This is a genomic window from Vibrio owensii CAIM 1854 = LMG 25443 (assembly GCF_000817815.1).
Classification (GTDB): Bacteria; Pseudomonadota; Gammaproteobacteria; order Enterobacterales; family Vibrionaceae; genus Vibrio; species Vibrio owensii.
The window spans coordinates 73,053-87,918 of record NZ_JPRD01000015.1 but is presented as its reverse complement, the minus strand read 5'-3'; the positions used below and the strand labels follow the sequence as shown (position 1 = coordinate 87,918).

The 14,866-nt window shown below is 40.6% G+C and carries 21 protein-coding genes; 4 read left to right on the top strand and 17 right to left on the bottom strand.

The genetic code is table 11. The annotated features are described in order from the left end of the window. The first annotated feature begins 1,656 nt into the window (after positions 1-1,656). Both H735_RS08955 and H735_RS08950 read left to right on the top strand, forming a co-directional pair. Positions 1,657-1,971, top strand: a complete 315-nt coding sequence (locus H735_RS08955) for a hypothetical protein (protein ID WP_020194283.1) — start codon at positions 1,657-1,659, stop codon at positions 1,969-1,971. A gap of 51 nt (positions 1,972-2,022) precedes the next feature. Beyond that, positions 2,023-2,697, top strand: coding sequence for a hypothetical protein (locus H735_RS08950; protein ID WP_020194282.1), 675 nt, complete (start codon positions 2,023-2,025; stop codon positions 2,695-2,697). A 239-nt stretch (positions 2,698-2,936) separates the two neighbouring features. Here the strand turns inward: H735_RS08950 and H735_RS08945 are convergent, their stop codons facing one another. Genes H735_RS08945 through H735_RS08930 form a run of 4 tightly spaced genes read right to left on the bottom strand, consistent with a single transcriptional unit; the run spans position 2,937 to position 4,633 of the window. Further along, positions 2,937-3,389 (bottom strand): hypothetical protein, encoded by a 453-nt coding sequence (locus H735_RS08945; protein WP_020194281.1) that lies wholly within the window; start codon positions 3,387-3,389, stop codon positions 2,937-2,939. Next, positions 3,379-3,831 carry a hypothetical protein gene (locus H735_RS08940; protein ID WP_020194280.1) on the bottom strand — a complete coding sequence of 151 codons (453 nt, stop codon included), beginning with the start codon at positions 3,829-3,831 and terminating at the stop codon, positions 3,379-3,381. The genes H735_RS08945 and H735_RS08940 overlap by 11 nt, the downstream gene beginning before the upstream one ends. A gap of 4 nt (positions 3,832-3,835) precedes the next feature. Further along, positions 3,836-4,213 (bottom strand): hypothetical protein, encoded by a 378-nt coding sequence (locus H735_RS08935; RefSeq protein WP_020194279.1) that lies wholly within the window; start codon positions 4,211-4,213, stop codon positions 3,836-3,838. A gap of 18 nt (positions 4,214-4,231) precedes the next feature. Next, positions 4,232-4,633, bottom strand: a complete 402-nt coding sequence (locus tag H735_RS08930; RefSeq protein WP_020194278.1) for a hypothetical protein — start codon at positions 4,631-4,633, stop codon at positions 4,232-4,234. 245 nt (positions 4,634-4,878) lie between these two features. Here H735_RS08930 and H735_RS08925 point away from each other — a divergent pair, with 245 nt between their 5' ends. Next, complete coding sequence (locus H735_RS08925) at positions 4,879-5,166, top strand: hypothetical protein (protein WP_020194277.1); 288 nt, start codon at positions 4,879-4,881, stop codon at positions 5,164-5,166. 9 nt (positions 5,167-5,175) lie between these two features. Further along, entirely contained in the window at positions 5,176-5,622 is a 447-nt protein-coding gene (locus H735_RS08920) for a hypothetical protein (RefSeq protein WP_020194276.1), read from the top strand. A gap of 87 nt (positions 5,623-5,709) precedes the next feature. Here H735_RS08920 and H735_RS08915 read toward each other — a convergent pair whose 3' ends face one another. From H735_RS08915 to H735_RS08850, 13 genes are all read right to left on the bottom strand, one after another. Continuing rightward, complete coding sequence (locus H735_RS08915) at positions 5,710-6,453, bottom strand: hypothetical protein (protein ID WP_020194275.1); 744 nt, start codon at positions 6,451-6,453, stop codon at positions 5,710-5,712. A 353-nt stretch (positions 6,454-6,806) separates the two neighbouring features. Next, positions 6,807-7,409: a hypothetical protein gene (locus H735_RS08910; RefSeq protein WP_020194274.1), complete on the bottom strand. Its 603-nt coding sequence runs from the start codon at positions 7,407-7,409 to the stop codon at positions 6,807-6,809. Between the two features lie 65 nt (positions 7,410-7,474). Continuing rightward, on the bottom strand, positions 7,475-7,951 hold the full coding sequence (locus H735_RS08905; RefSeq protein WP_020194273.1) for a hypothetical protein: 477 nt from the start codon (positions 7,949-7,951) through the stop codon (positions 7,475-7,477). Between the two features lie 15 nt (positions 7,952-7,966). Beyond that, positions 7,967-8,197: a hypothetical protein gene (locus tag H735_RS08900; protein WP_227741522.1), complete on the bottom strand. Its 231-nt coding sequence runs from the start codon at positions 8,195-8,197 to the stop codon at positions 7,967-7,969. Positions 8,198-8,300: 103 nt separating this feature from the next. Further along, positions 8,301-8,783 (bottom strand): nucleoside/nucleotide kinase family protein, encoded by a 483-nt coding sequence (locus tag H735_RS08895; RefSeq protein ID WP_020194271.1) that lies wholly within the window; start codon positions 8,781-8,783, stop codon positions 8,301-8,303. 43 nt (positions 8,784-8,826) lie between these two features. Next, complete coding sequence (locus tag H735_RS08890) at positions 8,827-9,165, bottom strand: hypothetical protein (RefSeq protein WP_020194270.1); 339 nt, start codon at positions 9,163-9,165, stop codon at positions 8,827-8,829. Positions 9,166-9,672: 507 nt separating this feature from the next. Next, positions 9,673-11,124 (bottom strand): hypothetical protein, encoded by a 1,452-nt coding sequence (locus H735_RS08880; protein WP_020194268.1) that lies wholly within the window; start codon positions 11,122-11,124, stop codon positions 9,673-9,675. Positions 11,125-11,133: 9 nt separating this feature from the next. Continuing rightward, positions 11,134-11,331: a hypothetical protein gene (locus H735_RS08875; protein WP_020194267.1), complete on the bottom strand. Its 198-nt coding sequence runs from the start codon at positions 11,329-11,331 to the stop codon at positions 11,134-11,136. 249 nt (positions 11,332-11,580) lie between these two features. Further along, the gene (locus tag H735_RS08870; RefSeq protein ID WP_020194266.1) at positions 11,581-11,781 is read right to left on the bottom strand and encodes a hypothetical protein; all 201 of its coding nucleotides are present in this window, start codon (positions 11,779-11,781) and stop codon (positions 11,581-11,583) included. A 9-nt stretch (positions 11,782-11,790) separates the two neighbouring features. Beyond that, complete coding sequence (locus tag H735_RS29610) at positions 11,791-12,171, bottom strand: hypothetical protein (protein WP_020194265.1); 381 nt, start codon at positions 12,169-12,171, stop codon at positions 11,791-11,793. A gap of 11 nt (positions 12,172-12,182) precedes the next feature. Beyond that, positions 12,183-12,590 carry a type II toxin-antitoxin system tRNA(fMet)-specific endonuclease VapC gene (gene vapC, locus H735_RS08860; protein WP_020194264.1) on the bottom strand — a complete coding sequence of 136 codons (408 nt, stop codon included), beginning with the start codon at positions 12,588-12,590 and terminating at the stop codon, positions 12,183-12,185. 1 nt (position 12,591) lies between these two features. Then, entirely contained in the window at positions 12,592-12,825 is a 234-nt protein-coding gene (gene vapB, locus H735_RS08855) for a type II toxin-antitoxin system VapB family antitoxin (protein WP_020194263.1), read from the bottom strand. Positions 12,826-13,876: 1,051 nt separating this feature from the next. Next, entirely contained in the window at positions 13,877-14,860 is a 984-nt protein-coding gene (locus H735_RS08850; RefSeq protein ID WP_020194262.1) for a hypothetical protein, read from the bottom strand. Between the last annotated feature and the right edge of the window lie 6 nt (positions 14,861-14,866).

Here is a 14,866-nt window from a genome sequence, read left to right as displayed (position 1 = left end):
AATAACCCCACTAGGCATCTTCTGCAATGAGAAAAAACCACCCCGTAAACCTCAATGAATTTAAATTCACGCCTATTCACTTTGACCAGGTGTTTTGCCGGGAATTTACAAGACAAAGTGAATATAGTGAACATATGTATGCTCATTAGCTGTATATTCGCAACATGTTCAAGGGTCTTCGTTTGAACTCTGTTATGATACGGCTATCATTTCGCACTGGAGCCATAGTTATGATAATACGGAACATGACCAATTATCTTGGGCCTTGGGTGAGAACTTTAGTTGAACTCCTATTACTGATTGCTGGTGGTCATCTTGTAGCTGTTTATTGTTTTAAAGGTACTGACCTATTCTCACCAATTGGACTGCTTGGAAGCTTTATATTCTCAGTTGTAATTGCCATATCATCCTACTATCAAAAGCGTAATCGTCGCTTCAAATTACTATTTACGAAAAAGGTGTATCATGACGAATGAAATGCCTGTGTTTCTTCAGCAAATAAGAACCTTACGCAAGGCTGGTGTTAGTACCATTTTTGCGCCACGCAATTTATCTCACAACGAAAAACTATTACGAACTTGTAAATGGTGGTTTCCCGGTACCTGCAGAACACCGGGATCAAGTTTGTTGCATCCTACAGAACGCAACTGTACTTTATGCCGAAGTTGGAGGAATGACTCGTGAGTTATCTGGAAGACACATAGACAATATAATTTGAAAATATTGTGGAATCCTGGACTCGGAACTATTGTCGATAGCGTGAATTAGTGCCGCTCCTAAGTTATTGCAGCACTGATCTATGTGCGGTATATTGATCATCTTCAGTTTACGAAACATTTAACTTTAAACACCAGCTTACGAGTCTTCAGGGCTCGCAATGATTCAGCTGGTTAGTTGACTCTTTGTTCTCGATACCGAGCTTATGAAATCAATCGGCTTAGATGCGCTGATGAATTGTCAATTTTTCGCGACATCTCAAGGGAGTAGCTCTCGGCTACGTTGGTTAGTGATACGTACAGAGGATGTTTAATCATGGATGGTAAACCAATGTCGCATGGAGTAGCGATCATTAAGGTATCTAATGTAGATAATGCTCTACTGAACTGGTTAGCTTTAGTTATTAAACTCGCTCAATCAAGTGAATGCTGCATTCAAACTCGCCTTTTAGTCTAACTAATTGTGCCATTGTCATCCTTTTCTTATGTCGCACCGCAAGACCACTTCAAAGAGACAACGCAAATTGAAGTCAATTACCATGGAGTTTTGAAATGAATAACATTCATTATTGGATTGAGATAGCACTCTGCATCACAAGTGGTATTTTTTTAATTCGGTACCTAGCATTCAAACGCAAAGTGTTCAAATTGCGAGAAGATATGAAGCAACATCATCAGGAACATGGTTGCAATGAAGAACTATGGAAGATGTTTATTAAACGAACTAATCCATTGTTTAAGTTCTGGTCCTAGCTGCAGTCATCATTTGGGAGATTTGTAATGTTGGAATCAATAACTGAGGTTTTAGCATCGGTAGGCCTATCGCCTTTCCATTTGTGCATAATTGGGGGATTGGTTTTGTTTTTTCTTGGGTTCTATATGAATGAACAGCTTTTATCTGATCGCAATAAGCATGATGATAAGACAGAGGGATCAATCGATGATTAAACTCATACTAGAACGCTGGGGATACATTTCTAAGGCAGATGCCGAAGCTGATAAAAAGAAAGCTGTCGAGCAAGCTCAAAATGTTGACTTGTCGAATCAAGCATATGCCGCGGTAATTGCGTTCTCAAGAGCATGTCCGGGTGCCGGATTTAAAGTTGTTAGTGCCAACGTTGACAAAACAACTCAGTTAGAACGCGCCAAGCTACTCGCTAAAGATGTTCTTGAAATTCATAACGTACAAGACCTGGAGATGTTCAGCCATCAATTTGTAAGCTGTGTAGGGTCTGACGCCACTACAGGTAACTAGATTGTATATTCAGAACGAATGCATCATACGTTTTTTTGGAGTTAAATATCGATGGCGATTATACGGAGAGATAGGCATTTAAAACCAGTGGTTCCGAAAAATGAAAAGTCATTTATTGCTGCACTAGGTCTATCAGATGATCACAGAAAACGATTTGAAGTGTTGGTACCAAACTACTATCTCACCAGTTTCTACGAGATGGATTTAGTTGGATTGCGTCCTAGCGGTTTCATCGATGAATTTGAGATTAAACTATCCCGCACTGACTTCGCTGCTGATAGAAAGAAAACTCTCGATTTCCAGAATAACGGCCAACGGTACAAACTTGAGGCCCTTGAGCGTGGAGATTTGGAGGTAAACCATTTCTGGTACGTAACCCCCCCTGGTTTAATCGATGTATCTAAAGAGCTCCCCTCTTTTGCCGGTCTAATAGAAATAGGTACCGACGTGAGGGTGATTAAGTTTCCAGTTCGCCTGCATAGCCAAAAGGCAAGCTTCGAAGCAAGGTACAAAATTGCCCAAAAAGCGAATAATAGGTTTTGGACTTTGAAAGAACAATGTCTGAAACAGGAACGCTCGCATAATCTTTCAGAACAAATTTCTTCCCTTGATTTAACACCATTGAATGATGCATTAGGAATGGCTACGTGGGAAAACAGTAAAACCGCAGAAGTATCAACTAAAGCACTCGATCAATTAATGAAGTTATTAGACGCAAATGTCTGAAGTCTGCCGTTATGAACTGGCAATGTAACTGCATACAAGTGAAAGTCTATCATAATCATTGAATCTAGGACCTATCTTCTCAGATAACGAAACGTTAGGTCTGCAGTGTACTCATTCTAATGATTCTACCTAGTACTATTGGGCATCTTTTCAGTTAGCCTAACTATTTTTCTTCACAACAGAGATATGTTTAACCAGAGCGTTGCGATAAACGCTCTTCGTGTTGTTTGTTCTGAAGGTTAAATGATATCTGAATAGTCTGCTGGATAATGCGCTTTCTGCCAAAAAGATTTTGGGGCAGATTTCATCTTGATCTTGAGTCCAGCAAGCCAAACATTTTCATCACAATCATGAGCTTCAGCTGCTAGCTTACGAACCTTTTCCGGGACTATGCTATCACTATCAAATTGTTGACCTAAAGCAAGAAGGAATATGTAAATTTTGCTTTCAGCGACGATCTTTTTGTACTCTGAAGTAGAAACAGATGTACTACATTTGAGCTCATTTTGAGTGCCTACAAAAGCAGCCTCCAAAGCGCATGAGGGGCAAACCTTTTCTATCTGCTGTAGATATTCATCAGCTTTAGTTTCATAAGTAGTTGTCGCCGCAAGTGCAGGTTCAATGTCCTTCTCACCATAAACAGTGACCGGCATAAATAAGAAAATTGTTATAAGAATTGATCTAGTAGTCATATTGATTCTCCAATTGACTTAATAAGCTTGTTTCTCGTCTTTGGAGTTTTCGTATTTGGTCAATAAGATCTGAACCTTCTTCATTGCTACGCGAATGAAGCTTCTTAGATGTTAGCTTTAAATCTTCATGGTCTGTTTTGAGTGTAAGCCGTTCAGTACAAATTGTCGCATCAATCAGGCACATACGGTATAAGGTACCAGTAAGGCTCGTTTTGATTTCAATCAAGTGAACACGGTCACCACTAGAAAAACGTTTTGCACTTCCCTCAAACAAATGTCGTCCCTCTTTTGTAACGACAAAGTTTGGTTGATTTCTTGCCCCATCAAAAACCTTTAAAAGCGTAAAGATACCAAGAGAGCTAGTTTCTACAGCAAATGCCGGTGTGGTTAGTATTAACGTTGGTAGCAGCCAGAGCGAGAGTTTTCGGTTTATATAAAGCATGATGTCAGTTTTCTCCTTGCATGTTGTCCATATCTGCAAGTGTCAGCCGAATGGCTTCCTGCTCTCGCTTTGGGACGTTGTAGCAATTAGACTTTGTACCATATAGGCAAAAGGAAATTTTTCCGTTTAACACATTCCGGTAAAAATCCACAATATCCCCTGGAAGGTATTGAACAGCCCGAACACTAATAACGTTTCGTCCTTCTTTAGTCAAAACATAAGAACGATCGGAGTGATAGATACCACTATCGACTGAAGTTTCTACCTTTGCCAAGGTCAATGAACCTAAATAACTGATACCTATGTCATCGGCTAGCGTGCAGGTAGTTGAAAAAAGAAATGCTACAGGTAATGCAGCATTTAGCCTTTTAATTTTTATCATGAGCAATTTAACCCCTAGTTAGTTGGCTGGTATCTTGTGAAGAGTACGCACCAATTCATCGAACCGTTTTACTTCTCGAGATGGAAGCTTAGCAACAGTGCAAACCGTAGTATCATCGTGTAAGCACATTTTATATTGGCGCTGCCCATCACCATACTTCTCACTAGACAAGGTAAACAGATCAACTTTATCACCCTCTATAAATTTCCGTGCCCTTGAAAAAAATAAGATACGACTTTCATTAGTAACGACGTAGGGGGAATACGAAGTTGCAGAGGTGGTCGGCATTTGAAAGACCTTGAGGAGTGACAGTGTCACTATGGGAGTTTGCTTAACCTGCTCGCTTGCTGCAGCAGGTCCGGAGACAACTACTAGCACTACGGCAGCATATAGAGTGATTACTGATTTTATTCGATTCATGGATATACCCAAGTTGATAAGCTGAATACTTAATCTACTTATACCATCAAACCATCAAGGGCAATCTGCATAGGTATTAGATCAGCACTCAATTATGCTTGTTTATCATTTAAAATAAAGTTTGGCTTTGAGATCAGAAACATTGCTTGTCGATTGATTTAAACTCAAATCGTTAGGTGCTATAGTTTTAGCACAGAGAATCCTACTTTATTGCTTTGAAATCAATCTTATATAGGTTTGTTTGAATGAAACTCTTTGGGCGTGAACTAAACAAGTTAACAGCAAAAAACAATTTCATCATTGGAATGACTGTTTTGGCATGTCTTCTATTTTATATACCTTTAGGGCTTGTATTGGGCTTTTCCGGTAAGTTGATTTTCGAACTAGCATGTGCTGTAGGTATTGGTGCAACGTTGAGCCAGCTTGGTATCCCGGTTGAACCAAAATTCATACCGCTTTACGTTATATGCGCTGCCATAGCCGCGGGTTTTGGTAACTTCCTTTATTACCTTGCATCACTAATATTTTCCTAAGGAGAGAACATGGAAGTTTTTTCACACAGAATTTCTTGGGACCGTGAGCCAGAAAATTTACCGGCAGGTTGGACTCAATGCTCGGGTACATTTAGGGACTTTCTTGTTAGTATCAGCTATTCAGGTTGCGGCCAAAGACTGGCAGTGAAATTTACAGAAACAGTCACTTTCAAATTGACCACATTGCCCCTGATAAGTACGGACATGGCGTCTGCATGTGAAGAGGTCCAGAACCTAATTAATGAGGCCGTGTGTAATGACGGCACAGTATGGATCAGTGTCGAAGATAACCTTCCCGACGCAGGAGATTATTTCTGCAAGGTTAGTAACAATGGAAGAGAGTTTGAAGCCCAACGTCGATTAGTAAGAAAATCCCACGCTCATGCTTGGTTTGGCGGAGCTCGACCCTTTGCTGACGATGATGTAGTTACTCATTATAGATTGAATCTACTCTAAACGAGTGAGTTGTCTTTGTGCTCATGGGTTCTTGACTTGAGCAATGACAAAATCGTTGAAATCGACAATTCAATGAAATTGAGAGTACTAGATAGAATTGAAGGCTGAACAACCTTCCCTATCGATGGTTGACTGTAACCACTCGAAATTGCGCTTGCGGTACGCCTTCTCTATATCCAGCTGGTATGTGTTAATAAAATGAATCAGCGACTTGGGACTCGTATTGATAGAGCATTTGGTCGTAATCAAACTATCAACAAGAAACAACGCATTTTCATTTACATCCCTCGACACGGCTGCCGCTAGATACATCAGATCTTTTTCTTTGTTTCCCGTATTCGGATTTTTAGCCAATAAATTGAGTATGAACATCGCATCATCTGGAGATTCTTTGAGCATACTTTCAGCACGCAATGCTTGGCCGTACTCGATGTTTGGAATTGCGCTGATTATATCATCAATCGAACTTTCTTCGTTTAATCCCCAAAACGCCAGTTCATAAGCAGAATTGGTCTTCATTTCTGACTCCAGTCTTGCATATCCCTCATCTGACATAGGTGACTCTAACGCTTCGCTTAAGCTTGTGTCATCAACACCACCTGAGTCAAAGTCCTCAACTATGTAATGACCGCTTCCAGGTTCCTGGAGCTCTTGTTGCGGTGTGGACTTAGCATTGAAATTGTTATGCAAATCTACCTTCTGCTTAGAGAAAGTACTGGCTTGCACTGGTTCTTGTTGAACTGTCTCATTGCCTTGTATATGGGCCATTAGTCCAAGCGCAGCAAAGGCGGTGCAGTTCCCAAGCAAAAACCAACATAATGAAGATTTCATGATGTTTTCCTCTTATTCATTCTCTTTAGGCCGATAGTCACAGGTTCAGGCATTGGACGTCCTTAGTATTGAAACTTTCTATTTAGTTTTTTCGAAACCTTCGATGCCGTTTGCTAGACCATTCTCCAACATTTCAAACGAGTGAGGTGCTGCAAGTGACATGAATTTACCTGGTGCGGGTTGAACTATATCGCGATGCTCACCATGCTTCGCATATAGCGACACTAATGCAAATATGAACAATGTTACAGATAGCCATAAGTTGATAGGGTCCTCTGGTTGGCCCGAAGGGGATCTGTATTAAACGAGCATCCAAAATAACCTGTTTTCTTGAATCTGTTAATTAGACTTTATTAGTTTAATTGTGTACTTAGATATTTGCAGTACGCTTCTAGTATCTCTTGAGTATCACTGCTTGGAGCATGTTCAATCAAACTCGACAGTTCATCATCCGACAGATCACTTAGGTATTTTCCAGAGTGTTTGCCTTGCTTTACAACACCAGAAACCGTGTTTGTTTCAGCATGTATTGTTACAGATAGAAAATCAGTTTCAACAATTGCTGTTTTAGGGATTGAGCCATACTTTTTAAGTAGTTTAACTGCCTTACCTAACTCCCTTTCTGACCTGTTTTTTGACTTGATTGCATCTACTTCATCAAAGGTGCTGCCGATTTTATGCGTCCCTAGCAATATAATTGCCCCACCAATTGCTGCCGGTACTGGCGCTGTAAATGCAGCAAATACAATGCCTAGTGATACCGCAACATCTACAACACCGACAATCGCCCCAACAGTCTTTACTGCAACCCCGTTAACTGCTTCTACAGTAGATTGAACAGTGTTTTTAGTATCAAGGTATTTTTCTTCTATAACAGCTTGAGCAGTGCTCATTTCTGCTTGTAAAGCATTGCTCGTGCTTTGGAGTTTGTTCTTGAACTTAGTGATTTTACTCATAACGATGTTTCCTAAGCCGAATATTCGGCATTCAATGTTAAAAACTGAATGGCTGCCGCTTACTATTAGTTATTCACTATCCATTCTGGTGCTTCTTTACCTTCCTTTAGTGACTTTAGTTTTAGCCACATACCAACAGCATTTATGCCAGTTTGAACTCGCAAAGGGTCGCTATCAGTCAATTTTAACTCGCATACTATTTTGCCACCGACAGTTTCCAGTAATTTAACACTCTCAATAAGGCTAGGATTACTCTCGCACTGTTCCATAATTGATCTGATGTCATGTATATTTGCGTAAGCGCTCAAACCTTCGATGTTCCACTTTGATTCGCTGTATACCAGTATACTCGAACCTAAGATGACCCATATTAAACTTCCGAATCCGATACATAACGCTAGTGCCTGCTCCAATTCATGAGCGAAATAGTTATATATAGAAAATAAAATTAATATGAATGCCAGTACAATGGTGACAACAATTACCGGGTCTATAATTAACTTAATATAGGCTTTAGCACCTTTTAACATTTTAGTGGTCATCAGATTTTTCCTACGTTAAGTTACGTCTCTATCCATGAGCTCATCGTCTGGGTCTAGTCCAGCGTTTTTTGCTAGATAGGTTATTTTTCCATCAGCAATAATGACGCGTTCCATGATTGGATTCTGATTTTCATCAATACCAACACAAACCGGATTGTGAAATGTAATTGTGCATCCGTATTCCCCATCAAATTCCATTGGGTCCAGTAATGTTATAGCTGCTATGGATTTTGGATCGATGGCCATAGCTCTATAACTTCGACATGATTTGCTACCCGTAACTCTTTGAATGATCATTTTCGCTAGGTGTCTCCTATTCGCTGGTGGCCGCACCAAGCAGCCCAGTTTCCTACAATGCTCTAATGCCGTTTCTGTCCATGCTAAGCCAGGTGATTTCAGCGTCTAAGGTAATGTCAAGTTTAGACTGAACCAGTACAACCACCGTACCACCTTGATCCAAATGATGCTTGATAACTGGATAGCAGTTTGGGTCCGCAAAGCCTAACTCATCGATGACATATGTAGCGTGAGGGTCAGTAAATAGACCGCTAATATCTGTAGGACCAGACACATAATGATTTCGTAACGCGCAGACATCAATTACAGTGACATTTGAACCGTCAGTTTTTAGAAGTTTAGCGAGTCCCGTTTTGCCAGTACCTGCAAGTCCTTCAATGCCAATTATTCTCGGTCTATTCGATAATACTAAATCTCCCATTATTGAAGTGATTAACTTTAGATGGGGTGTGAAATCTACCTTTGTTTCAAATGGTCTGTATTGAGATGCGTGATAGACTATCACACTCCCCTGAACTGTTATGTTGGTTTCCATACGATGTTTCCTATCATAGAGTTTTACAGTAAAACCCTGTTATCTAGTTCCAATGATCGTCCAATAGTCGGAAAATCTGCTCGCCTGTCACAGTGATCTCAACGCGCTCAAATGTGCCTTTGTGTCGATCGTCAAAACGCACTCTGTTATGAGAAGTATTCCAATCATGAAGCTCAATTACATATTCAATTTTAGGTAGCAGTAAATGTTCAACAACTAGCTTTAAAATCTTTTGTTGACTGGGCATCGTCATATGTTCAGCCATTGCCAAATCTTCGAATAACGCACCATCATTGAAACCCAAACGCTCAAACAAATCGTCTGAGTCCAGATCCCATGTCTTGGTTAACCATGCTTCGCGTGGATCGTAATTAGGTATCATTGTTCAAGTTTCCTATCTTAAAAATCATCGTTGTGGTTCTTGATTCGTCTTTCTATATCACGCTGCCTTCTGCTATTGAGGAATGTTTGAGCCATCGTGTACATACTCGCAATCGCAGTTATGACCACAGCATACAATGTTACTTTTGACCTTGTTTCTTGTGACCAGGATTCGAAATCTATGTAATTAATAGTGAGTAGAATCCCGCCGACGATTAACAATCGAAAACAGGTCTTTGCATAGTACTGATATACAATGGGGCTAGAACGTTTCTCAGTGCTAGGTTTGAACGCTGAATCAAAGTGTTTGAAAGCGGCTATTCCTGATAAAACACCCAACAATAGTAGTGCGCTACCTATCCATATAATCATCTTTACGTTTCCTATTTTATTTCAATCTTCCTTGCACAACTTTTTATCTATCCACATAAATATAATGAGAGAGCGTATAGATCTACTTTGTATCTATTGTCCCGACAGTAAAGTTGTCAAGTGATTGCAAGTAAGCTCAATGATTTAAAATGCTATTGAACTTACCAATGAAGTAAGGACACATTTCTTGGTAACCCAGTAGTTGGGCGAGTGTTTCGTCACCAAATACCGGTATTCCAAGCGTATAGCTATCATTGATCTCACGTACTCTCCACATCTTGAGTTGTTCAAGATTTGTGGACGTTAAATGAGCATCGAGAGCGGCAGCAAGTTCTTTGGCCTCTTGGGAACTCATGGGGATACAATACCGACTAATCCCTCGAAGTTCGCTCGCATCGTTTACTACGTACCAACTATCGTTATCTGGGCAGACAAATACCACGCGCTTAATTTGAACATCGGCTGCACTAAGCAGCTCGTACACTTGTTGTAAATCGAACTCAGAAAAAATGAGCAGCTCATTTCCACAACGCGCGCACCCTTTAAACCATTCTATTGAAATTTCATTTGTACAGTAGTTGGCAATCAGATAGCTCAACACAATCGTTCGCTCAGCCGCAGTTGAGCGTTGCCTACCCGAAAACAGTTTGGTCAACTTTGCGTAGTCGTGGTGCTTCTTAGCAAAATTATGACCGACTTCAATTGCTATGTTTTCTTTATATCCAGTGCCATTTTCTGCTTTACTGGTTACAGCGCCTAGCAGCACTTCAAACACTCGAAACCGAAATTCTTGTTGATAATGCTTCACTCTAGCTACCAGGCTATTAGATGCATCAGCAATCAAGTGAAAGTTGGGAAAGTTATTTTGCAAGGAGGTTTCTGTTCTGATATTCCTTGCTCGAAGCGTAAGGTTCGTACAGCGCCTATCTAGCCTGTAAAGTTCAGTGTCGCTACCAATTGTCCTATCGATGAAAATACCCACGACCCTTCCAATTTCTGGTGCAATTGCATTGGCAACCACACGCACCTCATCTGCGATGTCTTTAGGCAAAGTATATTCAGAAGGGATGTCATCAAAATTCGTTAAACTATAGTAATGATTCGCTCGAACCATAAGGATGATAAGAACCAGATACCACCTTTTGCTAACCGCATTTTCGAAGATCAAGAATGGACCATATCGTGGCTCACGCTCCATCAAGTCAGCTAAAAAGTCACCATCATCATAAATCGGAAGGTGGATGGCTAATGCTAAGTTGAAGGTGAGATTGGCCTTATATTGGTCGCATGTTAGGTCTAAATCGTTCCAGGTATCTAAACACTTGGCTGCATTCAAAAGCTCACCCAACTGTTTGTGGTGTCGTTGAACAAAATCAGCATCGTTTTCGATTAACTTCCAAAAATTAGCGCCGACAGCCAAGGCATGTTCGGCATTAAAGTTGTTTATCGTGTTGTTCAGTGCTAACAGACACCCAAATTTGTCGTAGGCCGTACCAATTAAATACTGTGGAAAATCATCATTGGTCGAATAGGGGGAGTAAGGACTATAAAGTTTAATCATTAACCGCAGTGCTTCTTCAGGTTTCATTAATGTTTCCTAATCCAATTTTTCGCCTAAATTAACCAAACTAACCTTTTGCTTTTGGTCTTCTGGAAGCAGTCTTTGAAGTGCATCAACAGTATCTTGAGTCGTTGCACCGACCTCGATCACTTTAATTGGCGAGCCACTCTTAGATCGCCCTTCGAGTATGGTTTTCATATCAACTTCTGGTCGATTATCTTTTCTATCACTCATGACTCTTTATCCATTGTTCGATGGCCGCAAACACAGTCCATTTTTCCAATGTTGATTAGTAATTTCTAATTCCATGTACTTCGTAGATACAAGCATTTTCATTGTCTTTACTAAGGTTAGTTTTTAGACAGTTTTCCATTGATGACTTAATGAGGTAATTACCTAAAAGCAGCCCTATAAAAATACCAATTGCAACTAATACGAAGTTCTTAAAAGTCGATTTTTTCAACGAATGTTTCCCATAACGTCCTAGTTGTTTGTAAAGCGTTCTAACGCTTCTTTAAGTTGCTCGTCAGCCCTGACCTTGTTCTCAATCGCTTTTGCGAGCTCAGGGGCTTCAGCCTTTAGCTTGCCTTGTATCTCATCCCAATTGGCTACATGGCTAAGATCCCCATATTCGCCAAGAGAGTAGATCAAACCTTCACGCTCAGAATCAGTTAATGTTTTCATTTTTTCCCACTATGGTTTCATGCGTTGACTGATCATCGGTTGTTTTGCAGGATGGTTACTTGAAACATGTTGTGGAGCTGAATCAACTATGACCGAGTCATAGTCACTGCTTAGATGTTCAAGTAGACCTAAATCATCCTCACGGTCTGATTCTTTGAGCATCTTAGCCATTGCCTCGCCGTAACTAGTGTAATCGCCCTTTGGTTGAATGATCGCTACCTTGTGACCAAGCTTTACTAACTCAATCCGCTCCGCTTCACCTTCTTTGGCGACAAGTGCCATTGCAGTGCCATTTAGTTGGATTCCAAATATCGGTTGAACGTAGTAGCCAGCTAGTTCGCCTTCTTCGACTTTCTGCCAATGTTTAAGGTTGTTGATATCAATTCCCATCACTGTTTCCTTTATTGAGTTTTGATCCAATTATCGACTCGCAAACCATCGACTCGTACAAACTCTTTCTCGTTATTAGTGACGACAATAAACCCTTCACTTCTAGCGTGACCAGCTATGTGCAAGTCGTTGACGCCAATTGGTGTCCCTTTGCGTTCCAAGTCGGCACGGATATCTCCATAATGATCTGCCGCCTTTGAGTCGTACTCAAGCACCTCTAAACGCGATACAAAATCTTCAATTTGCTTGAGATTATGCTCTGGCTTCGCGCTTTTATATGCTCCGTGAAGCAATTCAGCTAGCGTAATAGAGCTAATACATAATTGCCCTGCATGGAGGTTAAACGTGTCTAGGATTTCGATTGGCTTTCGTTTAATAACGTAGATGCAGATATTCGTATCTAGCATGTACTTCAACATATTAAAACGCCTCTCTTTCTGACTGCTCTTGGCTTGCTCTTTCAGTCAAAAAGTCATCAGAAACACTTTGGTCGGACAAGAAAAAGCTATCCCATGTATTCTCAATAGGCGCTAGGATTCTCTCTTTACCAACAACTCGAACGCTAACTTTCTTTACTTCTTCTGGAAAGCGGGTTTCCGCTGGAAGCCTTACGGCTTGTGAACGATTATTCACAAAAACAGTAGCTTGAACCATAAATTTGGCCTCTTTTTTGACTATATACAACCAGTATATAGCAACAAATGTATATGGCAAGAGTATATACATGATTCATGCAATTAATCCAAAGACATACGATTAAGTGAGAAACTACGCATTTGCGTGGTTTTATCGTTTTAGCTACTTAAACATTTTGTCGGTTTTTCTCGCAGCTGATTCCAGTCGATATCGACAAACCATCTTGCGATCTAATGTCACCTGTGTTGAATAGTGGCTTTGAGTTCCACATCTGTGCATTTCTTGCTAAGAATTTTTTGAGCAAGCTGAGCTATTGTATGGCGACCAGTGTGCGACGAACATTCCGCATGGCCGTACTCACGATATAGCGCTTTAATCGTATTTTGCATACTGGTACAGACTTCATATTCTCTACCTTATACTGTTTTTTCCGTTCAGAGAATGGCTTCCACTCGCCGTGACGCCGTGATGATTACTCATAAATACTGGACTATCTGGATCTAGACCACGATACCGTTCCTGTCTCTTGCCGTAAATCAACCTAACTCGATGCTTACCTCTTAGTTCTAGCCATCTATCAATATAGAATCGTTCCTTATCGATAATTACTGGTGCAATAATTGGGTGACTCCCTTTAGTCGCGCTAGTTCTGAGTCTAGTTAAACGCATAAGCTCCACATTCTCGTATAGAGCCTCTTTAACCAGCCATTTTGAGCACTCAATTGCACGGAAGGCTGAGCCAAGAGTAACCCATAAGATCGCTTGATTAAGGGTTGCTATTAGTGGGCCAACACTAGGGTTGTCGATTTGGTCAATAAGACTCCCAAAGTCTTTGACTGTAATTGTGTCAGGCTGTTTGACTTCTTTCTTTAGCGTGTTGAAAAACTAATTAAAGTCAATATTGTCAGCGTCCATAGAAGTATGCATCCATATAGGAAATGATAATTTCCCATGTATTAGTATATTTTTCGACTAGTAGGGTTAAGCTGTTGTTTTTATGTGACGTGATAGGAAACTCGCATTACCCAAGATAATGCGAGAGGTGTGTATTGATTGGGATATTGAGTCGTTAGATTCGAGAGAATTCGTATTGGTTCCAACGTTCTTGCACGACAAGAGTTGGCCCAGGGATTACAGCACGAAACGCAGCACTAAGATCAGTACATTTCGTTTTCACCTCGGGAATGATGTTTATACCAAAACCATCGATAGTCAGGATCGCTTCAGTTAAGTTCGAAGTATCCTCAATTATCAGCAATTTGATATTTCCGCGTTGAGCCTCTGATTGCATTGCCTTAAACGCTTTGTGTCTAATAATCGATTTATGTCGGTGTTGATCTAATCCAGAGAGATAAACAGTTACTGCCGGAACCTGCCGTAATCCCGTTGCTAGCTCCAATTCATTTGCTAACGTGGATGAAACCGACTGCGCCAGTTTTTTATTATCACGCAGCCGTGGACGTTCTTGATATGTTAAGTCCAGTGCGATCTGCATCGCTTGCTCTTTAGTTCGAGGGAACGTGAACCCTTCATCATTGATTAAGCGGTAGACCCTTTTTCCATACCCGCGCTTTAGTGTATCTAATGTCTCCTGATCTGCCATACACTCAACGCAAAACCACTGCCCTTTTGGATTGACTATTTGACCGTCGCATATCGGGCAAGAAGATATTTCATTTACGGTGTTAATTGGTAGGTCGCAAGATATATTACTAAGTATAGTTTCGTGTTCAGCAACTGACTTGGCCGCTTCGTTGACTTGCTCAAAATTCAACTTTGCTTTTTGAGCAAATTTACTAACTATGCCTAGTCGCAACTCCTTACTCGCAAATATAATCAGGGGTTCATTGCTATCTGCTTGCTTACGGAACTCAGCAGACTTTAGCAGGTCCGTATGACCTTTATAGCCTAATGCTTGTGATAGCCAATCGTTTCTTTTAAACGCACTGATGATCTTTGTGTCTGTCACTTGAGCTATATTACGTGCGAATTCTTCTGCTCGATTCTTGAAGGTGTTCGTTTGTGACGGATAAATTGGATGTGGGTTTTCCATAGAAGT